The sequence below is a fragment of the Planotetraspora mira genome (genome assembly GCF_016863275.1).
In the GTDB taxonomy this organism is placed as follows: domain Bacteria; phylum Actinomycetota; class Actinomycetes; order Streptosporangiales; family Streptosporangiaceae; genus Planotetraspora; species Planotetraspora mira.
The window spans coordinates 56,727-78,131 of sequence record NZ_BOOO01000010.1 but is presented as its reverse complement, the minus strand read 5'-3'; the positions used below and the strand labels follow the sequence as shown (position 1 = coordinate 78,131).

Here is a 21,405-nt window from a genome sequence, read left to right as displayed (position 1 = left end):
CGGCGAATAGGTATCCTCACCGTAGATACGGAAAAGTTTCCGTCCAGATGATCATCGTGCGGTCACCGTCAGGATCGGGGACCGCCTCACCCCTGGGACACTAATGGCGGCGCAGACACGGGCGAGCAGGGCCAGTGCGCAGTCGTGATCCCCTACGTGCTCTCCGGTTGAAATATCCGTCACAGACTCGATAAACGACATTATGGCATTTTTCGATACATCCCATATCTCCATGGCATGACCGCTGCCGGGATAGACCTTCACCATGCACGGCACGCTGTAGCGCGCCAGCACCGCACACAGCTCCTCTGAATGTTTCGGTGGCACCCATTCGTCGGCTGAATGGATGAGCAGCATCGGCGGGTCATACATGTCGGCGTCTGTTTTCGACGCCATCGACTGCCATGTGTCCGGGCATGCCGCCGGCTCGCAGCCGCCGGCGAGGATGAGGGCCGCTTCGCGGAGCACCTTGTCATGATCAGAGGCGTTCGCCTGTGTGCCGACCTCATAGGCCATCTGAGGATCGGCTACCGGTGACATGCCCACAATGCCCCGGAACTTTTCTCCTGCGCGCCCCAATGTCCCGAGGTTGGTGACCAACTGACCCCCGGCGGACTCACCAAAAAGTACGACCTTGGACATGTCGACGTCGAAGTATGCCGCCCTCGCTTTGATCCAGCCATATGCCGCCGCAATGTCATCTCGAGGGGCGGGCCAGGGCACTTTCAGTCGATAGTCCAGATTGAATACCTGGTATCCCCGATCAGCCATGTACCTCGCGTGTTCGGTCAGTGAGGTGCGCGAGCCCCTCCGCCATCCCCCGCCATGCACCATGATGACCGCAGGCCGGGTGCCGGATGAAAGCGGATACCAGAACGCGGTGAGCTCCGCCTGCCCGTAGTCGAATGATTGCTCATAACGTGAGGCCGCGGAGGCGACAGAACCGCGGGGCGCCATCACGAACATGGTGCATGCCATCATGGCCACGCTGAAAAGAACTGTGACTCGCTTGAACATTCGCGCATCTCTCATATTGCGGTATTACATGGGCCGAACCAGCGAGCCGCATGGTACGCCGCACCAGGATGCGAATCCGCCATTTGCGTCCAGGACTTAGACGGACCTGTTGAAGCCTTTTACTCGTAAGGCGTTTGGGGCCGGTCGCCCTGCTTGGACCGGCCTGGCCTGTCGACGAGAACGGAGTGGGCCCCGCCGGATGTCCGGCGGGGCCCATTCCCTTCGGTACCGCTAGGTTCAGCGGGCGACCGCCGACGTCGCCTTGCTGGTCGCGGTGCCGTCGGCGTGACCGGTGCGGCGGGCGGTCACCTTCAGGGTGATCCTCTTGCCACGCTGGGCGGACCGGAGGATCAACGAGGACTTGGTCGCGCCCTTGATCGCCTTGCCGTTCGCCTTCCACCGGTAGGCGTACGAGGTCGCGGCCGGCGTCCAACTCCCCGGCGAGACGGTGAGCTTGCCTCCGACCTGGGCGGTCCTCGTGATCTTGGCGGGCGCGGTGTTCGTCAGCGAGGCTTGGGTGACGGTATCAGCGGATCGCTAGCAGGTTGGGACCGGGGTGCCGTACGGTCGCCCGCCAGCCCGGGCCAAGCCACCGGTCAGTGGGTGGCCATGTCGACGAAGCGGCTGTAGTGGCCCTGGAAGGCGACCGTGACCGTGGCCGTAGGGCCGTTACGGTGCTTGGCCACGATCAGGTCGGCCTCTCCCGCACGAGGGGACTCCCGCTCGTAGGCGTCCTCTCGGTGCAGCAGGATGACCATGTCGGCGTCCTGCTCGATGGATCCGGATTCACGCAGGTCGGACACCTGGGGCCGCTTGTCGGTGCGCTGCTCGGGACCACGGTTGAGCTGGGAGATCGCGATGACCGGGACCTCGAGCTCCTTGGCGAGGAGCTTGAGGGCACGCGACAGCTCCGAGACCTCCTGCTGCCGGCTCTCGGTCCGCTTAGGTGAGCTCATGAGCTGCAGATAGTCGACGATCACGAAACGCAGATCGTTGCGCTGCTTGAGCCGACGACACTTCGCCCGGATCTCCATCATCGACATGTTCGGGGAGTCGTCGATGAACAGGGGCGCCTCGGCGACCTCCCCCATCCGGCGGGCCATCCGCGTCCAGTCGTCGTCGCTCATCATCCCCGAGCGCATGGTGTGCAGCGCGACCCGCGCCTCGGCGGAGAGCAGTCGCATCGTGATCTCGTTGCGCGACATTTCCAGCGAGAAGATGACGGTGGTCAGACCATTCTTGATCGCCGCCGACCGCGCGAAGTCCAAACCCAGAGTCGACTTGCCGATGGCAGGTCGCGCTGCCACGACGATCATCTGGCCGGGGTGCAGGCCGTTCGTCAGGGCGTCGAGGTCCTGGAAGCCGGTGGGGACACCGACCATCTGGCCGCCCCGGCTGCCGATCGCCTCGATCTCGTCGAGCGCGGCGGGCATGATCTCCGAGAGGGGGAGGTAGTCCTCCGACGTGCGGCGCTCGGTGACCTTGTAGATCTCGGCCTGCGCGCGGTCGACGAGGTCGTCGACCTCCTCGCCCTGCCCGCCGTACCCGTAGGAGGCGATTCGGGTGCCCGCCTCGATCAGGCGCCGCAACACCGCCTGCTCTCGCACGATCCTGGCGTAGTAGCCGGCATTGGCGGCCGTGGGAACGATGGCCGTCAGCGTGTGCAGGTAGGCGCCGCCGCCGACGCGGGCGACCTCACCGCGTTTGAGTAGATCGTCGAGGACGGTGACGGAGTCCGCGGGCTCGCCCCGGCCGTAGAGGTCGATGATGACGTCGAAGATGATCTGATGGGCCGGCCGATAGAAGTCGTCGGAACGCAGCACCTCGATCACGTCTGCGATGGCGTCCTTCGACAACAACATGCCGCCGAGCACCGACTGCTCGGCCTCGATGTTGTTCGGCGGGGTCCGCTCGAACGTCGAGTCCGATTCCCCGGGACCGCCCGGGAAGTCGATCACGCTCATTCTCACACCCCCTACCCAGCGGCCCCACCATCCCCAAGTTGTAGTGGCCGAGTCCGACAGTTTCCCGGCCCGGGCCGTCCGACGGCAACTCGACCTGTCGACAACGTTGTGGACAACCTGTGCGATCTCCGCTGGTCACATGTGGGAACCCTGGGGACAAGCCTGTGGACGAGCACGAGTTCCTCGGCGAAAACCCCAGCTGACCAGGGACCTTGATGTCCACCGGGTGTGGAGGAAAGAAAGTCTGTCCCGGAGGCCGATACCGAACGGGCATACGTCAGTAAGTTGCAAAATAGCCTCATGCCACTTACGACCGGAATCGGCCGAAACAACCGACAGGGTCGCACCCACGACAGGGAGATCCTGCGGCTGGCCGTCCCGGCGTTCGGCGCCCTCGTGGCCGAGCCGCTGTTCCTGCTCACCGATTCGATCATCGTCGGACACCTTCCCGATCCGGCTCTCGGCGCCCTCGGCGTCGCCAGTGCGGCCCTGACGGCCCTCGTGGGCCTGTGCGTGTTCCTCGCGTACGCCACCACCGCCGCGGTGGCCCGGCAACTCGGGGCGGGCGACCTGCGGCGGGCGATGCGCCAGGGTGTCGACGGCATATGGCTGGCGGCCGCCATCGGCGTGGCGATCGGCGTGGCCTGCTGGCCTCTTGCGCCATTTATCGTACATCTGTTCGGAGCGACGGGCGACCTCGCCGCGCTGGCCGTCACGTTCATGCGGGTCAGCCTGCTGGGCACCCCGGGCATGCTCATCGTGCTCGCGGGGACCGGTGTGCTGCGCGGGATGCAGGACACCAGGACACCGCTCGCCGTGTCGGTCGGCTCGTTCGTGCTCAACGGCCTGCTGAACCTCTGGTTCGTCCTGGGGCTGGGCTGGGGCATCGCCGGGTCCGCCTGGGGGACGGTGATCGCGCAGACCCTGTCCGCCGCGGTCTACCTCACGCTCGTCGTGCGGGCGGCGCGGCGGCACGGCGCCTCGTTGCGGCCCGACCTGCCCGGCATGCGCGCCGCGGGAGCCGCGGGCTTCGCCCTCGTCATCCGTACGGCATGCCTCCAGCTCGTGCTGCTCGTCGCGACGTCTCTCGCCACGAGGATGGGCGAGACCCAGATCGAGGCCCACACCATCGCCGCACGGCTCTGGACGTTCCTGGCGTTCTCCCTCGACGCCATCGCCATCGCGGGCCAGGCCATCACCGGCCGAGCCCTCGGAGCGGGGGACGTCGCGGGCACCAGGTCGGCCACGAAACGCATGGTCATGTGGGGCATCGCCTCCGGCGTCGTGTTCGGCGTCGTGGTCCTCCTGGCACGGCCCGTCATCCCCGGACTGTTCGACGCGGACGCCGCGGTGTCCGCGCAACTGATGACGGCACTGTGGCCGGTGGCGCTGTTCCAGCCCGTCGCGGGCATCGTCTTCGTCCTGGACGGCGTGCTCATCGGAGCCGGCGACCGGCGCTATCTCGCCTGGGCGTCGCTGTTGTCCACACTCGCCTACCTGCCGTTCGCCGCCTTCGCCGGAAGCCTGCTCGCGCTGTGGCTCGCGCTCGGCGCGTGGATGGTCGCGCGCATGATCACCTTGAGCGTCCGCGCGTACGGCACGGCCTGGATGGTGACCGGAGCCTGATCGGCGACCGGCTACAGCCGGCCGGCGTCGAGCACCCGCTGGAGGAACCCGCGAGTCCGAGGATGTTCCGGAGCGGTGAAGATCTGCTCGGGCGGCCCGTGCTCCAGCAACACCCCGCCTTCGAGGAAGCAGACGGCGTCGGCGATGTCCCTGGCGAAACTCATCTCGTGAGTGGCGATGATCATCGTCATCCCCGCGTCCTTGAGTTCGCGGATGACGGCCAGGACCTCCGTCACCAGCGTGGGGTCGAGCGCGGAGGTGACCTCGTCGAGCAGGAGCAGACGGGGCTGGGTGGCCAGCGACCGGACGATGGCGACCCGCTGCTGCTGGCCGCCGGAGAGCCGGTCGGGATATTCACCCGCCTTGTCCGCGAGGCCGAACCGGGCGAGCAACTCCCTGGCCTCCGCCTCCGCCTGGTCGGAGCGGGTCTTGTGGACCTTGCGCGGCGCGAGGGTGACGTTGTCCAGCACCGTCATGTGCGGGAACAGGTTGAAGGACTGGAAGACCATGCCGATCCGCCTGCGGACGTCGTCCGGGTCGGTCCGCACGTCCGTGATCTCCGACCCGTCGAGGTAGATCGAACCGTCGTCGATCGTCTCCAGCAGGTTGACGCAGCGCAGGAGCGTCGACTTCCCCGAGCCGGAGGCCCCGATCAGGCAGACCACCTCGTGCGGAGCCACCTCGAGGTCGATCCCGCGCAGCACACTGTGGTGGTGGTAGTTCTTCCACACACCCTCGACGGTCAGCAGGCTCACAGGTGTCCTCCCGCCATCTGGCGACGGGCCGTCCGCGCGGCGAGGTGGTCGGTGAGCCGGGCCATCGGCACGGTGAGCGCGATGAACAGCAGCGCAGCGCACAGGTAGGGCGTGTAGTTGAACGTCTCAGCCGCATGGATCGACGCTTGGCGCAACGCTTCGAGCGGGCCGAGGACGGCGACGAGCGCGGTGTCCTTCTGCAGAGAGACGAAGTCGTTGAGCAGCGGCGGGATCACCCGGCGGACCGCCTGGGGGACCACGACATACCGCATCGTCTGCCCGTGACTGAGTGCGAGTGAACGCGCGGCCGCACGCTGGCTGGGATGGACCGACTCGATGCCCGAACGGAACACCTCGGCGACGTAGGCGCCGTAGGACAAAACCAGCGCGATGATGCCGAGCGTGACCGGGTCGCTGGGTGCGCCCTGCAGCGCCAGCGCAGGGATGCCGAAGCCGACCAGATAGATCAGCAGAATCGTCGGGATGCCGCGGAAGGTGTCGGTGTAGAAGACGGCGACCGCCCTGAGCGGGAAGAACACCGGCGACCGCAGGGTCCGCACCAGAGCCACGACGAGGCCGAGGATCAAGATCAGCGGCTCCGCGATCAAGAAGATCTTGACATTGAGCAGGAACCCGCGCCACACGTCGGGGAGGCCCTCGACGAACTGGGACGGGTTGAAGAAGGTCTCCTGGACCCGCGGCCAGCCGGGTGACGCGGTGACCAGCACGACGACCGCGGTGACGACCACGATGGTGGACGCGGTGGCGACCGACGTCGATCGTCTCGCCCGCCGCCGCAGGTCGGCCTCTCGGCGGATCTGCCGGTCGCTCTTCGTCCATTCGACCAGAGCAGCCGGAACGGCGGCGGCTTCAGAGGCGTCGGAGGCAGCAGGCGGGGCGGCCTCTCCTTCGGTCACTTCAGCTCCGGGGCGCCGGCGCTGCCGGTCAGCCACTGGGTCTCGATGGTGGCCAGCTCACCGGACGACTTGAGGTCGCCGACGGCCTTGTCCAGGCAGGAGGCCAGGCCGCTGCCCTTCTGCATCAGCAGGCCGAACTCCTCCGGCGTACCGCCGGTCGCCGCGAACTGACCGACGATCTTGGAGTGCTCGACCTGGGCCGCGGTCACGTAGAACCCGGTCGGCAGGTCCACCACGATCGCGTCGATCTGCTTGTTCTTCAGCGCGCTGATCGCGTCGATCTGCTGGTTGTAGACGCTCGGGTCGGAGGCGGGCTGGATGACCCGCTGGACCGCCTGCAGGGAGGTGGTGCCGGCCTGCACACCGATCTTGGCGTCCTTGAGCTCGGCCAGGGTCGTGGCGCCGGCGTACTTGGAGCCCTCGAGCGCGACGACGGACTGCTTGACCGTGTAGTAACCCTGGCTGAAGTCGACGGCCTTCTGACGCTCGGGCGAGATGGAGATCTGGTTGACGTCGAAGTCGAACTTCTTCGGCCCCGGCGCGAACGAGGAGTCGAACGGCACGACCGCCCAGGTCACCTCGTCCTTGGTGAAGCCCAGCTTCTGCGCCACCGCGTAGGCCACGGCGCTCTCGAAGCCCTGCCCGTTGGACGGATCGTCGTTCTTGAACCAGGGCTCGAAGGCCGGCTTGTCGGTGCCGATCGTGAGCTTGCCCGGCGTGGTCAGCGGAAGCTGGTCCTTGGCGCAGGTCGCGGAGGCCGCCGGGCTGGCGGCGCCCGAGCTAGCCGTGGAGGTGTCGTTCGCAGGTGCGCACGCGGCCGCCGCCACCGCGAGTACACCGAACGCCAGCAATAGAGAAGTACGGCGCATTCCAGCCTCCACCAACAAGATCTTCCACGAAATCCGCGTAATTGATGGGAAAGATACTAGCGTTTCGTGGTACCCGGCTTTACCCAGGGGGATTAGTCGTGATTTGACATCACGGGTGCCGCGATCTGACGTCTCGGTGGATACGAAAAGACCCCCTCCCGCAACCGGGAAGGGGCCCTCGTGAAACCGTCGCCGGATCAGTCGGCGATGATCTCGACTTCGACCGTGGCAGCCAATTCGGGGTGCAGCTTGACGCTGACCCGGTGGGTGCCCAGGCTCTTGATCGCGCTGCCGATCTCGATGCGGCGGCGGTCGAGCTGCGGCCCGCCCGCGGCCTTGACGGCGTCGGCGATGTCACTCGTCGTCACCGAGCCGAAGAGCCGGCCGGACTCGCCCGCGCGGGTCTTCAGCTTCACCTTGAGTGCGCCGAGCTGACCGGCGACCTCCTTGGCGGTGCCCAGGTCGCGGATCTCGCGGGCGTCGCGCGCCTTCTTGATCGAGGCGATCTGGGACTCGGCGCCGCGCGTCCAGCGGATCGCGAAACCGCGCGGGATCAGGTAGTTGCGGCCGTAGCCGTCCTTGACCTCGACGATGTCGCCAGGAGCGCCGAGACCGGAGACCTCAGTGGTGATAATGAGCTTCATGTCCTGAGACTCCTTTCCTAGCGCGCGGTGCTCGTGTACGGCAGCAGGGCCATCTCACGAGCGTTCTTGATAGCGGTGGCCACGTCGCGCTGGTGCTGGGTGCAGTTGCCCGTCACCCGGCGGGCACGGATCTTGCCGCGGTCGGAAATGAACTTCCGCAGCAGCGCCGTGTCCTTGTAGTCGACGTAGGAGATCTTGTCGTGGCAGAACAGGCAAACCTTCTTCTTCGGCTTGCGCAGTGCCGGCTTCGCCATCGTGGTGCTCCTTTCAGAGCCCCGCATGAAGCGGGAATGGTCGGTCGGTTTATTGATGATGATGTGACGAGAGACGTGAGATCAGAGGTGAAGGCTAGAAGGGCGGTTCGTCGCTGAAGTCGCCGCCGAAACCGCCGCCGCCACCCTGGCCACCGCCGAAGCCGCCTGCCTGGCCGCCCTGGCTGAAGCCACCGCCACCCTGAGGTGACGGGGAGGCGGTCGCCCAGGGGTCGCCCGCGGGCCCGCCGCCGAAACCGCCGCCGCCCTGGCCACCTTGACCGCCCTGGCGGGTGGTCTTGTTCACCTTGGCGGTGGCGTTGCGCAGCGAGGGGCCGACTTCGTCGACCTCGACCTCGTAGACCGTGCGCTTCTCGCCTTCCTTGGTCTCATACGACCGTTGGCGCAGCCGTCCCTGCACGATGACCCGCATGCCACGCTGCAGGCTCTCGGCGACGTTCTCCGCCGCCTGGCGCCATACGTTGCAGGTCAGGAACAGGCCTTCGCCGTCCTTCCACTCGTTGGTGGTCCTGTCGAGGAACCTCGGAGTGGATGCGATGCGGAATCGGGCCACGGCTTGCCCCGTCGGGGTGAAGCGCAGCTCCGGATCGTCGACAAGATTGCCGACAATGGTGATCGTGGTGTCGCCTGCTGCCATCGGTCGCTTTCGCCTTCCTATCCCGCCGGCCGAGCCTTAGGGGCTCAGAGTACGGCTATCGCCCGACAAACCGCCGGGCTTCGCGTCACTGGTCAGTGAAGCTCGGGGCGGATGACCTTGGTACGGAGAATGCCCTCGTTCAGGTTGAGCTGACGGTCCAGCTCCTTGACCGTGGCGGGCTCCGCGGACAGGTCGACGACGGCGTAGATGCCCTCGGACTTCTTGGCAATGTCGTAGGACAGCCGGCGACGTCCCCAGACGTCTACCTTCTCGACGCTTCCGCCGTCGTTGCGTACGACGGTGAGGAACTGGTCGAGTGAGGGCTGCACGGTGCGCTCATCGAGGGACGGGTCGAGAATGACCATCATCTCGTAACGACGCATGTGGAATCCAACCTCCTCTGGACTCTTGCGGTCACGACGCCTTGCCGTGACAGGAGGGCACTGCGAGAGGCCCGGCATACACCCGGGCCTATATCAGACGCAGCCGAACAAGGCTACCAGGCACCTGGCCCTACCCCGGCACTCGCGGCAAACTGGAGGGAGGAGAGGGGGTGGCCTCGATGCGAAACGTTCTTGGCCCCGCCAGCAACACCGCCAGCAACACCGCCGGACGCGCGCCCAGCAGGTTCACGCTCAACACCGACGGGGTCAGGCACCCGGCGGAGAACGCCATGACAGTGGGGACACTACTGGTGGGCCTGCTGGCGTTCGTCACCGGATTCATCGTCAACGCCCACGTGATCGCCTCGTGGGCGGGCGCCGTCGGGTTCCTCGGCGGCCTCTACACCCAGTACGTCTCGGCGACGACGGCTCAGCGGAGCCTCATCATCGTGGGCGTCGTGGGGTCCTTCGTCGGGGCGGCGCTGGGCATCGCCCACGGCGGGTTCCTCCCGACGCCCTGACCGGGCCGGGCATGCGCCGAGCCCCGGGGCAGGTCCGGGGCCCGGCGTATGACGACGTGGTCCGGCATCACCCTCCGCCGATGTGCAGGTTCACACCGAGGAGGATGAGGAACCACAGGAAGATCGCGAGCAGGGCCTGGGCGATCTGCCTCAGCAGGGTGGGCGTCAGGTAGTCGTGCACCCACGCCACGTAGAGGCCGACCAGGATGTAGATGAGTAAGAGGAAGCTTCCCAGCCGATATCGCATGCTCGTCTCCTTGTATCATCGGCGCGCGGGTCGCAGGGCGCGTGCGACCTTGCGACTGCCCGGGTGTGCCCCCTTGAAACGCTCTTGGAAGACGCCTAGGGTTCGGCACTTTCCTTTTTGAGTCCTGTTGCTCCCGGATTGCCCGGCGAGTGGCACGCGAGTGATGGAGGAACCGGATGGAAAGGCATCACGGCGACCAGTCCCTGCGGATCGGGGCCCACGTCGACCAGGACGATCCTCTGGCGCACGCCGCCTCGCGCTCCGCCGATGTGGTCCAGTTCTTCCTCGGCGACCCCCAGGGGTGGAAGGGCCCGGTCATCCCCGAGTCCGCCGACGCGCTTCGCGACTCCGACGTGGACGTCTACGTCCACGCGCCCTACGTGATCAACGTCGCGACGGCGAACAACCGGATCCGGATTCCCAGCAGGAAACTCCTGGACGGCCAGTTGAAGGCCGCGGCGTCGATCGGGGCCAAGGGCCTGATCGTGCACGGCGGCCATGTGAACGCCTCGGACGACGCTCAGATCGGCTTCGACAACTGGCGCAAGGTCTTCGAACGCACGGAGTGCCCCATCCCCGTGCTCATCGAGAACACGGCGGGCGGCGGCAACGCGATGGCCCGCAAGCTCGACCGGATCTCCCGCCTCTGGGACGCGGTCACCTCGGGTGCACCCGACCCCTCGGTCGTCGGGTTCTGCCTCGACACCTGCCACTTCCACGCCGGCGGCGAGGAACTGCTCGACATCGTGGACCGGGTGATGGCCATCACCGGCCGGATCGACCTCGTCCACTGCAACGACTCACGGGACTCCTTCGACTCGGGCGCCGACCGGCACGCCAACCTGGGAAGCGGACAGATCGATCCCGAGTTGATCCTCGCCGTGTGCCGGGCCGCCGGGGCGCCGATCGTCGTGGAGACGCCCGCCGAGGGCCAGGCCGACGACATCGCCTTCCTCCGCAAGCACCTCTAGGGATATCCACAGCCTGTGGATGAATCTCTGGATTGAAGCTCACAGGGATCGGGTAGTCCACGCCTCCGCTCTCACACGGTCGGTACGGCGAAGCGGTGCGCAGGAGCCCCCACCGTCCTGCTCCGGCGCGAGGTGCTCCGCCACAGCCGGACGAAGGACATGATCGCGGCCACGACCAGGATGAGGTTGCGGACGGCGAGCACCAGGGTCCCGGGCAGGTCACCCGTCCAGCTGTAGTCCTGTTCCAGCCACGGATACATGATTCCCGTCAGCAGGGTCGCGGCGAGGACCAGCCACACGACCGGTCGTTGTCCGGCTCCGGGGTCGCTGGGCCGTACGGTCATGACGACCGCCGCGACCCCGGCCACCCAGGTCATGTACTGCGGCGAGAGCACCCTGCTGGTGACCACGAGGAAGAGCACCGCGGTGAGCGCCGCGTCGTGGTAGGTCCCGGCGTTCGGCGCCGCCCGCACCCACCACAGCGCCAGCAACGCGAGGGCCACCGGCGTCGCGAACAGGGCCAACTGTTCCGCCGTGGCGACTCCGGGTCCGACCGCCTCCATCGCACCGTGCTGGTAGTTGGTGTAGCCGTCCCACCAGCCGAACGCGCGAGCGAGGGCGAACGGGGTCGCCGCCGGAGACTCGATCTGCAGTCCCCTGCCCTCCTGGGCCGCGAGGAAGTCGAGGGCGTGCGGCATCAGCAGGACGGCCACACCGCAGCCCGCTGCGGCGACGGCGAGCGCCGATCCGGCGCCGGCCAGGGCCTCACGCCCGCGCCGGAGTCCGACGAGCAGCGCGACCGGCCACACCTTGACGATGAGGCCGACTCCGATGAGCGCCCCTCGTACGACGGGGACGGCCGACGCGGTCAGCGCCATGACCGCCACGAGCGTCACCGTCAGGTCGTAGCGCGAGATGAGCAGTGGTCCGAGGAGTGCCGCACCCACGGTCCAGGTCCACAGGCCGGTACGGCCGGCGCCCACCTTGTGGGCGAATCTCCACAGCAGGAGCAGAATCCCCAGGTCGCAGAGCAGCGCGACCAGGTAGAAGTCGAGGTGGTAGCTCCATGGCAGCAGGCGGGGCACGACCATCGGCGCGGCCGCGAGCGGGGGGTACTGCCACTTGTCGTCACCGGCCGGGAAGTGCCCGGCGAGCAGGGTCTGCGACCAGTCCCGGTAGAGCGAGACGTCGTTCTCGAAATGCCCGGCATGGCCGACGGGGATGAACTGGGTGACGGCGAGGAGCAACCCCGCCCGGGTCACCGCCCAGACGACCAGCACCCGCCACGGGAGACTCTTTCGCACCTGACGCCCTGCCTCCGGCATCCGATTCACGCCTTCCGGACCGTTGCCACAAGGCTACAGAGGGTGTGCCGCACCGGCACGGCGAGCAGGGACGTGGGGCCGTCCGCTCACCGCCGACGCGCTCCACGCTACCGATATGTCCGCCCTGCCAGGCCGTACGGACCGATCAGACGGTGCGCAGGGGCAGGACGAACCGATCAGGAGCGCCGTCGAAGACCCCACCGGACTGGTCGTCGATCCCGTTCCTGCGGACGACGTCCGACTCCGGCCGCAGGACGTCCCTGACCACCAGCGCCATCAGGACGACGATCGTGAGCGCCCTGGCCCACATCGCCAGGAAGTACGCCGTGTCACCGATGCCGAGGCTCGCGTGCTCCGGGTCCTGGGAGACGAGGTAGAGCCAGATCGAGAAGAAGTACCAGCATTCGGCCACCTGCCAGGCCACCAGCGCACCCCACTTGGGCCTGGCCAGCACGGCGAAGGGCACCAGCCACAACACGTACTGCGGCGACCAGACCTTGTTGGTGATCATGAATGCGGCGAGCGCGAGGAAGCACAACTGCATGAGCCGCGGCCTTCGCGGGGCGAAGAGTGCCAATGCCGCCACCCCGAGCAGGAGCACGGCCAGCGCGGCCATCGCCAGCCTGTTCAGCAGATCCGGATCGGCAAGCACGCCCCAGTTCTTGGCCTGGAAGAAGAACCAGAGCCCGCCCCAGTCGGCGCCGCGCTCACTGCTGAACGTGTAGAACCTCTTCCAGCCGTCGAAGCTGATCATCATGATGGGCACGTTGACCAGCAGCCACGTCCCGGCTGCGGCCCCGGCGGTCTTCAGGAACGGGATCCACTTGGCCGTCCTGACCGTGAGGAGGAACAACGCCCCGAAGAACATCAGCGGGTAGAACTTCGTGGCGACCGCCAGGGCGAGCAGGACGCCCGCGAGATACTGCCGCTCGCGAGACCAGGCCAGCAGGCCCCCGAGGGCGAGCGCGCCGGCGGCGAGGTCCCAGTTGATGTAGGCGCACAGGATGACGGCCGGGCCGATGGCGTACCACAGCGCGTCCCACCGGCGGGACGGCCCGGCGAGCGCGGCCATGAGCAGGACGCCGACGACCAGCGCGATGCCCATGAGGATGACGGTGATGTCGTAGAAGGCCAGCCCGTCCCCCTGCGCGAGGCGACGGACCAACTCCATGATCCCGCCGATGCCGACCGGGTACTCGACCGGATAGTCGACGTAGGGGATCTTTCCCTCGTTGAGGTGCTCGGCCCACCAGAGCGGATAGATGTCCGTGTAGCAGAAGTTGGTGTACTGGCCGACCCCGGTGTTCCACGCGCCGCCGAACCGGCAGGGCGACTTCCACAGGAAGGCGAGCACGGCGCCGAGTCCTGCGAGGAGCCCGAGAGGCAGGTACGGCACTGCCCGCTGGGCGAGCCCCGGCACGGGGCTGGACGCGTTCGCGGTCGGGGTTGTCATGGTGGGTATTGCACCACTCAACGCCCGAGGTCCGCGACACCGCCGGCACAACATTTCCGCTCTGGCATCACGCGGGCGCTCGCTCGGACGCCATCATGACCGACGGTGGCGCCGGGACCGGCTTCATCCGGTCCCGGCCCCCGACGTCATCGACGCGCGAACCTTCGGAGGTTATCCGACTGGGTCGTCACCGGCGTGTTCGGCTGGTTCGGCTGATTTGGCTGGTTCGGCTGATTTGGGTCGGTGGCCTGGCACTGCGGCCTGGTGTCACCCGGTTGGCACTGCTGACCCTGGCCCTGGCCCTGGCCCTGGCACTCCGGCCTTTGGTCACCCGGTTGGCACTGCTGACCCTGGTTCTGGTTCTGGCACTGAGGGCGGTCGGGGTGCTGCTGACAGAACTGACCCTGGTTCTGGTTCTGGTCCTCCGGCGGCTTCGGCGGAGCCGGGGGCCCCACGATGTCGTTGGGCGAGCCGATCAAGGCCTTCTGCGGGAACTGCTCGACCGGCTTGCCCTCCATCGCCGCCGTCATGAAGGCGCGCCAGATCGTGGTGGGCGGACCGGCACCCTGGAATCGCAGCGACACCTCGTAGGGCAAGCTGTACGGCTTCTGCGGGGTGTACTTGCTGTTCTTCTTCCCGTCCGACCAGGGGCAGTTCGAATACTCGGGCTGGACGACCTTGCCCTTCTTGGTGCGGCACTCCTCGCGGTACATCCCGACCGCGGTGCTCAACTGCGGGGTGAAGCCGACGAACCAGGCTTCCTTCTCGTCGTTGTTCGTTCCCGTCTTGCCGGCCGCCGGACGGCCGATTCCCTTGCCCGCGGCCGTACCGACCTTGAGCACTTCCTCCATCGCCGAGGTCGCGTCGGCCGCCGACTCCTCCGAGATGACCTGCCGGAGGGACTTGAGCTCGGGCAGCACGGTCGTCTTGCCCTGCGTCACCGACTTGATCACGTGGTAGTCGGCGTGCAGACCCTTGTTCGCGAAGATCGAGTAGCCGGCGGCCTGCTCGACCGGCGTGACCCCGACGCTGCCGATCGCGAGCTGGTAGCCGTGCCCGTGCTCACCGTTGACGCCTTTCTCGTCCTGCTTCAGCGCCGTCTCACTGATTCCTGCCTGCTCGGCCAGCGACCTCACATCGCCCAGCTTGCCGGGCAACGCGAAGGCCATCGAGGCGAAGGCCGTGTTGATCGAGTGCGCGGTCGCGTAGGTCACGTCGATGGAAGGATTGACGACCTCATCGTTCGAAATCTTCGTGGTGCCCGGAAGCTCCGCGGGAACCGTCTGCTTCCCGGGCACCCAGCTGTTGAGGCTGTACCCCGCCTCGAGCCAGGCGGCGAGGACGTAGGGCTTGAAAGCGGACGCCGCCTGCTTCCTGGAGTCGAACGGCTCGTTCCACGGGTCGTGCTCGTAGTCGTCTCCGCCATAGAAGGCGACGACCCGTCCGGTCTTGGGGTCGACGGCCGCGAGTCCGGCGTGGAAGTCCTTGGCCATGCCATTGGTCGTGGCCTTGACCGCCTTCTTCGCCGCCAACATGAGCTTCCGGTCGAACGTCGTGACGATCTTGTACCCCTGGCTCTCGACCTTGTCGGCCTGGATGCCTCTCTTATCCAACTCCCGGAGTGCCACTTCGACCATGTAGCCCTTGGAGCCACTGAGGTCCTGGTTGATGCTCGACTTGATCGTCTTGGGGAACTTCGCAGTGGTCGGCAGGCTGCCGTACTTCCCGGGGTTGTAGGCCGCCATCGCGTTGATGACGTCCTTGAACCGGCCCTGGAGTTGCGGAGAGTCCGCCTCGAGGGCCGGCGTCTGGATGCGGGCCGCGAGGTAGGCGCCCTCCGCCGGGGTGAGTTGCTTGGCGGTCTTCTTGAAGTAGGCCTTGGCGGCCGCCTGGATGCCGTAGGCACGGCCGAAGTTCACGGTGTTGAGGTACTGCTCGAGGATCTTGTCCTTCGTCAGCTCCTTGTCGAGCTTGACCGCGACGAAGATCTCCTTGAGCTTTCGTTTGATCGACACGTCCTGGCTGAGGCCGTCGTAGTAGTTGCGGGCCATCTGCTGCGTGATCGTGGACGCGCCCTGCAACTGCTGGCCCGTCGCCGTCATCCAGACGGAGCGCGCCATTCCGGGGACCGAGATGCCGGAGTCCTGATAGAACGTCTTGTTCTCGATCGAGACGACGGCGTCCCGGACGTGCTCGGGGACGTCGCTGATGGGGATGATCTCACGGGGGGCCCCGTAGTGAGAGATGAGCGTCTTGCCGTCGGAGTAGTAGATGCCGCTGCCCTGCGCGAGGGCCTCGTCCTGGGTGACCTTGGGGACCGGGGTGTTCGCGTAGGCGACCGCGATCATGCCGAAGACGCCTGCGGCCAGGATCGTGAAGCCGGCTACGACGATCTTCCAGTTGGGGATGAACCGCTTCCAGTCGCGACGCTTCTCATCGTCGTCGTCGTCGAACGGGTCGCGGGGCCCGCGGCCACCGGGACCGCCCGGGCCGTCGGAGCCGCCAGGACCGCCGGGGCCCATGCGACGCCTGCCGGGCCCTCCTGCCCTGCGGGCGCCTCCCGCGGACATCGCCTGGGTGCCTTCACCGTCCTGATCGCGCCGGAACCCGCCCGCGGTCGCTCCCAGAGCCTGCGTACGGTCGCCGGGCGCGCCCGGACCACCGCGGCCTCGGCCTCCGTCGGCGCCGGGGACTCCAGGGCCGCCGGGCGCGCCTGAGCGCGCGGACCTGCCAGGTCCCGCGGGCACAAGGGCGCCACCAGGACCTGCCGGAGCACCGGGTCCAGCGGGGGCGCCAGGCGGCCGTGGACCGGCACCGCGGGGATCGGCGCCACGAGGGCCGGCGCCACCGGCGCCTGCGCCCTGTCGCGGGTCGCGGCCGGGCTGGCGGGGGTCTCCCGAGGGCTGGCGCTGATCGGGCCGGCGGCCGCCTGCCGGCGGCTGCACCGCGCCCATCGCGGCCGTGTCCTCGAACGCGGACTGACTACGGCGAGGGTCGGCCGGGGCACTGGGCCGCGCCGGCCGGGGGGCCGCGGGAGGCGGCTGCTGGGCGTGCGGACGGCCTTGTCCTGACTGGGGCTGTTCGCCGCGGGCCGTCGCACGGTTGTCCCCGCTCGGTCCGGGCGAACGGCGGCGACGCCCAGGGCGGGGCGATCCGCCGGAGCCCGAAGGTTCCTCTTGGCCGTAGCTGCTGTAAGTCACGCGTCCTCGTTAGATATTGGGGGAAATCGCCGACATCGGGTCGACAGGCCGGTGAGCGTACCTCTTGGAGCTGAAAGTCGCCCTAAAGGCAGGGGCCCGGGGGGTCGCCTGTTCCGAGCACGAACGAGACCGCCAGATGGTTCCAAGAACAACCTTGACAGACCTCGACCACGTAGACCCGAAATTCACCGTATTCCTGGGCCATCTCGACAAGATCGGCCGTCACTTTGACGCGTCCGGCCAGGCGTCCTAATTCGTCCCCGTAAACGTAAGTGACATTGGTCACGTTCCTGTGCTCACAGATGGGGCAGGCGCGTTCCGTCGGCTCGCCGTGGAAGCGCGCAGCGCGCAGCAGGTACGGATGGGCGTCGCAGACATCACGCGGCTCCATGTGGCCGGAGCGGATCGACTGAATCGTCGCCCGCCTAGCGAGGCCGTAGTCCACGACCGCCCGCTGTGACCACATGTGACCCAGATTACGACTGTTTGCCGAACCTTGCCCAACCATTCATCCGTTGCGCGATATGACGGCCCGACGTATCCTGCAGATGTATCGGTTCGATACATCGGTCGGACACAGGGGGTGGATCCAGTGACGGGCTCTCGTGGAGGTGTGCTGGAGCTCGCCGTCCTGGGGTCACTGCACGAGACTCCTCTGCACGGTTATGAGCTGCGTAAACGGCTCAACACCCTGCTCGGGATGTTCCGCGCCTTCTCATACGGTTCGCTCTATCCCTGCCTGCGAGGGCTGCTCAACGACGGGCTCATCGTCGAGGAGGAGCCGCCACAGGAAACGGTCCTCGGCCGCAGGTCGAAGATCGTCTACAAACTGACCGCGGAGGGCAAGGAGCGTCTCCAGGAGCTGCTGACCCAGGCGGGCCCCTCCGCCTGGGAGGACGAGAGCTTCGGCATCCACTTCGCGTTCTTCCGCCACACGGAGGCAGAGGTGCGGCTTCGCATCCTCGAAGGCCGCCGCAGCCGCCTGGAGGAACGTCTCGAGGGTGTCCGTACGGCTCTCGCCCGAACCAGGGAACGGCTGGACAGCTACACCCTCGAACTCCAGCGCCATGGGCTGGAGTCGGTCGAGCGCGAGGTCCGCTGGCTGAACGAGCTGATCGATTCAGAACGGCGAAGCACCACGACTCCGCGTACGGACGAGGGGGACGCCGCCGAGCCCGATCAGCCGCAGGCGGCACAAGAAGCATCAGATAGGGCCGAAAGGCCCGAAACAGATAAGTAAGACAATAAGCAAAGGAGCAGGTGCGATGGGTTCGGTGCGCGTAGCCATCGTTGGTGTGGGTAACTGCGCCGCGTCGCTGGTCCAGGGTGTCCACTACTACAGGGACGCAGATCCGGGCACCCGTGTGCCGGGCCTGATGCACGTGCGGTTCGGCGACTACCACGTCGGGGACGTCGAATTCGTCGCCGCGTTCGACGTGGACGCCAAGAAGGTCGGCCGCGACCTCTCTGAGGCCATCGTCGCCTCCGAGAACAACACGATCAAGATCACTGACGTGCCGCCGCTTGGTGTGACCGTCCAGCGCGGGCCCACGTTCGACGGTCTCGGCGAGTACTACCGCGAGATCATCGAGGAGTCCGACGAGAAGCCGGTCGACGTCGTGCAGGCGCTCAAGGACGCCCAGGTCGACGTCCTGGTCTCCTATCTCCCCGTGGGATCGGAGGAGGCCGACCGTTTCTACGCGCAGTGCGCCATCGACGCCCGTGTGGCCTTCGTCAACGCGCTGCCCGTCTTCATCGCCTCGGACGCCGAGTGGGCCGCGAAGTTCACCGAGGCCGGCGTTCCCATCGTGGGCGACGACATCAAGTCGCAGGTCGGTGCGACCATCACCCACCGCGTGCTGGCCAAGCTGTTCGAGGACCGCGGCGTCGAGTTGCTGCGCACGTACCAGCTCAACTTCGGCGGCAACATGGACTTCATGAACATGCTGGAGCGCAAGCGCCTCCAGTCCAAGAAGATCTCCAAGACGCAGTCGGTCACCTCGCAGATCCCGCACGAGATGGCCAAGGCCGACGTCCACATCGGCCCGTCCGACCACGTGCCGTGGCTCGACGACCGCAAGTGGGCCTACGTCCGCCTCGAGGGCAGGTCCTTCGGCGACACCCCGCTCAACCTGGAGTACAAGCTCGAGGTCTGGGACTCGCCCAACTCCGCCGGCATCATCATCGACGCCGTCCGCGCGGCGAAGATCGCTCTCGACCGGGGCATCGGCGGGCCGCTGCTGTCGCCGTCGTCCTACTTCATGAAGTCGCCGCCGGAGCAGTACTCCGACGACGCCGCGCGTGATGCCGTCGAGCAGTTCATCCGCGGCCAGGTGGAGCGCTAGACCCACCCGGCGGGCCGACGCGTTCGGCCCCGATGTCGGCGCACGTCACGCACGTACGTCTCCTGATCACAAGATGCCCCGGCTCAACGGCGAGCCGGGGCATCTTGCCGTCCAGGCACATGGGCGGCTTGCATGAGATCTCAGCGGGCCGCAGGCGGCAGGTTCGCGCGGTCGGCCGCCGGCCAGGTCAGCGGATCCGGACCGAGCGCGACGAGGAGCGGCACCTGTTCGCGTGCCCAGGGAGAGATCGGCATCTCCCCGCTCAGCACCTCGTCGGCGAACTCCTTCCACGGAATCCACCGGATCGCGCCGACCTCTTCCGCATTCGGTACGGCATCGGCCGACACGATCACCCGGTAGACCGGGCAGAGCTCGTGTTCCATGATCCCGTTGTCCATGACGGCCTTGTAGGAGAAGTCGGGCAGCAGCAGATCGATCGAGTCGACGTGCAGTCCGAGCTCGAAGTCGAGCCTGCGGGTGACCGCGGACTCCAGTGGCTCGCCGGGCAAGGGGTGGCCGCAACAACTGTTGGTCCACTCGCCGGGCCAGGTGATCTTGTGATCCGCCCGCCGGGACAGCAGAACGCGGGCCTGCCTGTCGAAGACATAACTCGAGAACGCGAGATGCAGAGGAGTCTCGACGCCGTGGACCGTGGACTTGGGAGCGGTGCCGATCGGATTTCCCTCGCCATCGACCAGCACGACGTGTTCGTCATAGGTCACTCAACAGAGAGTACTTGATCATGTGCGTTCCGGCAGGCCGACGCGCGATCAGTGGTTGATCAGGGATCTCCCGGATAGTGCGGCTGATCTACCCGCGTAGGCTGTCGCCGTGTCCTTCGTATCCGACCTGCGCGTGGTACTGCAGGGCCAGAACTTCCGCCGGCTCTTCGGCACCCGCCTGGTCTCGCAGTTCTCGGACGGGATCTTCCAGTTCGCGGTCACGGGCTATGCGTTCTTCAGCCCCGAGCGGCAGACCAACGCCCTTGAGATCGCCGCGGGAATGGCCGTGCTGCTGCTGCCGTACAGCCTGCTCGGACCTTTCGTCGGCGTCTTCATCGACCGCTGGTCGAGGCGGCAGATCCTGCTGATCGCGCCGTTCGTCCGGGGGACGCTGCTCATCGTCACGGCCGCTCTCCTGGCCGGCGGAGCGTCGGACACGGTCTTCTACGCCGCCGCGCTGGGAGTCCTCGGCGTGAACCGCTTCTTCCTGGCGGCTCTCGGGGCCTCCCTTCCCCACGTGGTGCCCGCCGACCGGCTCATGATGGCCAACGCTGTCACCCCCACGTCCGGCACGGTCGTGACCTTCATCGGGTTCGGGGCCGGGTTCGTGCTCCGCGAGGTGTTCGGTTCGGACGCGAACGGCACCGCCATGCTGCTGGTGAGCTCGGGAGTGGTCTTCGGCCTGAGCGCCCTCATCGCGAGGACGATGGACAGGGGGCTGCTCGGCCCCGCCTACGACCCCCTGCTTCCCCAGGCACGCGAGGCCGTACGGCACGTGCTGAGCGGGCTCGTCGACGGTGCCCGGTACATCGCGCACCGGAAGCAGGCGGCCGCAGCGCTGGGCGGGATGGCGACCCACCGCCTGCTCTACGGCACGCTCCTCGCGATGGTGGTCATGCTGTACCGCTACTACTTCACCACCGACGCCGACGCCGCGCTCCGCGGGATCGCGCTCGTGGTGGGGACGTCGGGAGTCGGCTACTTCGTCGCCGCACTGATCACCCCCTGGGCCGGGAAGCGCTTCCGCCTTGAGACCTGGATCCCGGCGATGCTCGTCAGCAGCGGCGTGCTGAGCTTCGCGCTGTGCGCGACCTTCAGGGAGTGGGCCATCATGGCGGCCGGCTTCGTGGTCGGCGTGGCCATCCAGAGCGTCAAGATCTGCACGGACACCATCGTTCAGCGGGACATCGAGGACGCCTACCTGGGCCGCGTCTTCTCCATCTACGACATGCTCTTCAACGGCACGACCGTGGTCGGAGCGGCTTTCGCGGCGGCACTGCTCCCGCCGAACGGCAAGTCCTACTTCGCGCTCGCCGTCATCGCCGCGGGTTACCTGCTGGGCGCCCTCGTCTACCGACTCGTGGTGTCCGGTGGCAACGGCGGCCGGGAGCCCGCGGTCGCGACCGACTGAACGACCGACTGAACGACCGACTGAACGACCGACTGAACGACCGACTGAACGACCGACTGAACGACGGGCTGAACGACCGACTGAACGACCGACTGAACGACCGACTGAACGACGGGCTGAACGACC

The 21,405-nt window shown here is 67.1% G+C and carries 21 protein-coding genes; 6 read left to right on the top strand and 15 right to left on the bottom strand.

Annotated elements, in window-relative coordinates; genetic code table 11:
- Positions 1-51 precede the first annotated feature (51 nt).
- Positions 52-1,017 carry an alpha/beta hydrolase gene (locus Pmi06nite_RS10730; protein ID WP_203952767.1) on the bottom strand — a complete coding sequence of 322 codons (966 nt, stop codon included), beginning with the start codon at positions 1,015-1,017 and terminating at the stop codon, positions 52-54.
- A 596-nt stretch (positions 1,018-1,613) separates the two neighbouring features.
- Positions 1,614-2,981: a replicative DNA helicase gene (gene dnaB / locus Pmi06nite_RS10725; RefSeq protein WP_203952766.1), complete on the bottom strand. Its 1,368-nt coding sequence runs from the start codon at positions 2,979-2,981 to the stop codon at positions 1,614-1,616.
- Between the two features lie 300 nt (positions 2,982-3,281).
- Here dnaB and Pmi06nite_RS10720 point away from each other — a divergent pair, with 300 nt between their 5' ends.
- Complete coding sequence (locus tag Pmi06nite_RS10720; RefSeq protein WP_203952765.1) at positions 3,282-4,607, top strand: MATE family efflux transporter; 1,326 nt, start codon at positions 3,282-3,284, stop codon at positions 4,605-4,607.
- A gap of 11 nt (positions 4,608-4,618) precedes the next feature.
- Here the strand turns inward: Pmi06nite_RS10720 and Pmi06nite_RS10715 are convergent, their stop codons facing one another.
- The 7 genes from Pmi06nite_RS10715 to rpsF all read right to left on the bottom strand — a co-directional run bounded on the left by Pmi06nite_RS10715 (position 4,619) and on the right by rpsF (position 9,084).
- The gene (locus Pmi06nite_RS10715; RefSeq protein WP_275409561.1) at positions 4,619-5,362 is read right to left on the bottom strand and encodes an amino acid ABC transporter ATP-binding protein; all 744 of its coding nucleotides are present in this window, start codon (positions 5,360-5,362) and stop codon (positions 4,619-4,621) included.
- On the bottom strand, positions 5,359-6,279 hold the full coding sequence (locus Pmi06nite_RS10710) for an amino acid ABC transporter permease (protein ID WP_239113809.1): 921 nt from the start codon (positions 6,277-6,279) through the stop codon (positions 5,359-5,361). Before Pmi06nite_RS10710 ends, Pmi06nite_RS10715 begins: the two co-directional genes overlap by 4 nt.
- Positions 6,276-7,148, bottom strand: coding sequence for an ABC transporter substrate-binding protein (locus Pmi06nite_RS10705; protein WP_203952764.1), 873 nt, complete (start codon positions 7,146-7,148; stop codon positions 6,276-6,278). The genes Pmi06nite_RS10710 and Pmi06nite_RS10705 overlap by 4 nt, the downstream gene beginning before the upstream one ends.
- A 197-nt stretch (positions 7,149-7,345) precedes the next feature.
- On the bottom strand, positions 7,346-7,792 hold the full coding sequence (gene rplI / locus Pmi06nite_RS10700) for a 50S ribosomal protein L9 (protein ID WP_203952763.1): 447 nt from the start codon (positions 7,790-7,792) through the stop codon (positions 7,346-7,348).
- 17 nt (positions 7,793-7,809) lie between these two features.
- On the bottom strand, positions 7,810-8,046 hold the full coding sequence (gene rpsR, locus Pmi06nite_RS10695) for a 30S ribosomal protein S18 (RefSeq protein ID WP_061256131.1): 237 nt from the start codon (positions 8,044-8,046) through the stop codon (positions 7,810-7,812).
- Positions 8,047-8,140: 94 nt separating this feature from the next.
- A complete protein-coding gene (locus Pmi06nite_RS10690) occupies positions 8,141-8,701 on the bottom strand; it encodes a single-stranded DNA-binding protein (protein ID WP_203952762.1) in 561 nt (186 codons plus the stop codon).
- 92 nt (positions 8,702-8,793) lie between these two features.
- A complete protein-coding gene (gene rpsF, locus Pmi06nite_RS10685; protein WP_203952761.1) occupies positions 8,794-9,084 on the bottom strand; it encodes a 30S ribosomal protein S6 in 291 nt (96 codons plus the stop codon).
- Positions 9,085-9,263: 179 nt separating this feature from the next.
- Here rpsF and Pmi06nite_RS10680 point away from each other — a divergent pair, with 179 nt between their 5' ends.
- The gene (locus Pmi06nite_RS10680) at positions 9,264-9,605 is read left to right on the top strand and encodes a hypothetical protein (protein ID WP_203952760.1); all 342 of its coding nucleotides are present in this window, start codon (positions 9,264-9,266) and stop codon (positions 9,603-9,605) included.
- Between the two features lie 67 nt (positions 9,606-9,672).
- Here Pmi06nite_RS10680 and Pmi06nite_RS10675 read toward each other — a convergent pair whose 3' ends face one another.
- Positions 9,673-9,852, bottom strand: a complete 180-nt coding sequence (locus Pmi06nite_RS10675; protein ID WP_203952759.1) for a hypothetical protein — start codon at positions 9,850-9,852, stop codon at positions 9,673-9,675.
- 176 nt (positions 9,853-10,028) lie between these two features.
- On the opposite strand from Pmi06nite_RS10675, the gene Pmi06nite_RS10670 reads away from it, so the two are divergent.
- Positions 10,029-10,823 carry a deoxyribonuclease IV gene (locus Pmi06nite_RS10670; protein ID WP_239113808.1) on the top strand — a complete coding sequence of 265 codons (795 nt, stop codon included), beginning with the start codon at positions 10,029-10,031 and terminating at the stop codon, positions 10,821-10,823.
- Between the two features lie 71 nt (positions 10,824-10,894).
- On the opposite strand, the gene Pmi06nite_RS10665 is transcribed toward Pmi06nite_RS10670, so the two are convergent.
- From Pmi06nite_RS10665 to Pmi06nite_RS10650, 4 genes are all read right to left on the bottom strand, one after another.
- A complete protein-coding gene (locus Pmi06nite_RS10665; protein WP_203952758.1) occupies positions 10,895-12,127 on the bottom strand; it encodes a glycosyltransferase 87 family protein in 1,233 nt (410 codons plus the stop codon).
- A gap of 166 nt (positions 12,128-12,293) precedes the next feature.
- On the bottom strand, positions 12,294-13,601 hold the full coding sequence (locus tag Pmi06nite_RS10660) for a glycosyltransferase family 87 protein (protein ID WP_203952757.1): 1,308 nt from the start codon (positions 13,599-13,601) through the stop codon (positions 12,294-12,296).
- A gap of 146 nt (positions 13,602-13,747) precedes the next feature.
- Positions 13,748-16,348 (bottom strand): transglycosylase domain-containing protein, encoded by a 2,601-nt coding sequence (locus tag Pmi06nite_RS10655; protein WP_203952756.1) that lies wholly within the window; start codon positions 16,346-16,348, stop codon positions 13,748-13,750.
- A gap of 535 nt (positions 16,349-16,883) precedes the next feature.
- A complete protein-coding gene (locus tag Pmi06nite_RS10650; RefSeq protein WP_203952755.1) occupies positions 16,884-17,267 on the bottom strand; it encodes a DUF5318 family protein in 384 nt (127 codons plus the stop codon).
- Positions 17,268-17,393: 126 nt separating this feature from the next.
- On the opposite strand from Pmi06nite_RS10650, the gene Pmi06nite_RS10645 reads away from it, so the two are divergent.
- Together Pmi06nite_RS10645 and Pmi06nite_RS10640 are read left to right on the top strand one after the other, a co-directional pair.
- Entirely contained in the window at positions 17,394-18,041 is a 648-nt protein-coding gene (locus Pmi06nite_RS10645; protein WP_203952754.1) for a PadR family transcriptional regulator, read from the top strand.
- A 25-nt stretch (positions 18,042-18,066) separates the two neighbouring features.
- The gene (locus Pmi06nite_RS10640; RefSeq protein ID WP_203952753.1) at positions 18,067-19,146 is read left to right on the top strand and encodes an inositol-3-phosphate synthase; all 1,080 of its coding nucleotides are present in this window, start codon (positions 18,067-18,069) and stop codon (positions 19,144-19,146) included.
- A gap of 140 nt (positions 19,147-19,286) precedes the next feature.
- Here Pmi06nite_RS10640 and idi read toward each other — a convergent pair whose 3' ends face one another.
- Positions 19,287-19,868: an isopentenyl-diphosphate Delta-isomerase gene (gene idi / locus Pmi06nite_RS10635; RefSeq protein ID WP_203952752.1), complete on the bottom strand. Its 582-nt coding sequence runs from the start codon at positions 19,866-19,868 to the stop codon at positions 19,287-19,289.
- A gap of 109 nt (positions 19,869-19,977) precedes the next feature.
- Between idi and Pmi06nite_RS10630 the strand changes: the two genes are divergently transcribed.
- Positions 19,978-21,279 carry an MFS transporter gene (locus tag Pmi06nite_RS10630; protein ID WP_203952751.1) on the top strand — a complete coding sequence of 434 codons (1,302 nt, stop codon included), beginning with the start codon at positions 19,978-19,980 and terminating at the stop codon, positions 21,277-21,279.
- Positions 21,280-21,405: the final 126 nt, after the last annotated feature.

Coding starts and splice junctions, on each gene's coding strand:
- Pmi06nite_RS10660 (WP_203952757.1), bottom strand. CDS start 13,601: ATGACAACCCCGACCGCGAACGCGTCCAGCCCCGTGCCGGGGCTCGCC.
- rplI (WP_203952763.1), bottom strand. CDS start 7,792: ATGAAGCTCATTATCACCACTGAGGTCTCCGGTCTCGGCGCTCCTGGC.
- Pmi06nite_RS10705 (WP_203952764.1), bottom strand. CDS start 7,148: ATGCGCCGTACTTCTCTATTGCTGGCGTTCGGTGTACTCGCGGTGGCG.
- dnaB (WP_203952766.1), bottom strand. CDS start 2,981: ATGAGCGTGATCGACTTCCCGGGCGGTCCCGGGGAATCGGACTCGACG.
- Pmi06nite_RS10650 (WP_203952755.1), bottom strand. CDS start 17,267: ATGTGGTCACAGCGGGCGGTCGTGGACTACGGCCTCGCTAGGCGGGCG.
- Pmi06nite_RS10670 (WP_239113808.1), top strand. CDS start 10,029: ATGGAAAGGCATCACGGCGACCAGTCCCTGCGGATCGGGGCCCACGTC.
- Pmi06nite_RS10690 (WP_203952762.1), bottom strand. CDS start 8,701: ATGGCAGCAGGCGACACCACGATCACCATTGTCGGCAATCTTGTCGAC.
- Pmi06nite_RS10640 (WP_203952753.1), top strand. CDS start 18,067: ATGGGTTCGGTGCGCGTAGCCATCGTTGGTGTGGGTAACTGCGCCGCG.
- Pmi06nite_RS10675 (WP_203952759.1), bottom strand. CDS start 9,852: ATGCGATATCGGCTGGGAAGCTTCCTCTTACTCATCTACATCCTGGTC.
- Pmi06nite_RS10720 (WP_203952765.1), top strand. CDS start 3,282: ATGCCACTTACGACCGGAATCGGCCGAAACAACCGACAGGGTCGCACC.
- Pmi06nite_RS10680 (WP_203952760.1), top strand. CDS start 9,264: ATGCGAAACGTTCTTGGCCCCGCCAGCAACACCGCCAGCAACACCGCC.
- rpsR (WP_061256131.1), bottom strand. CDS start 8,046: ATGGCGAAGCCGGCACTGCGCAAGCCGAAGAAGAAGGTTTGCCTGTTC.
- rpsF (WP_203952761.1), bottom strand. CDS start 9,084: ATGCGTCGTTACGAGATGATGGTCATTCTCGACCCGTCCCTCGATGAG.
- Pmi06nite_RS10730 (WP_203952767.1), bottom strand. CDS start 1,017: ATGTTCAAGCGAGTCACAGTTCTTTTCAGCGTGGCCATGATGGCATGC.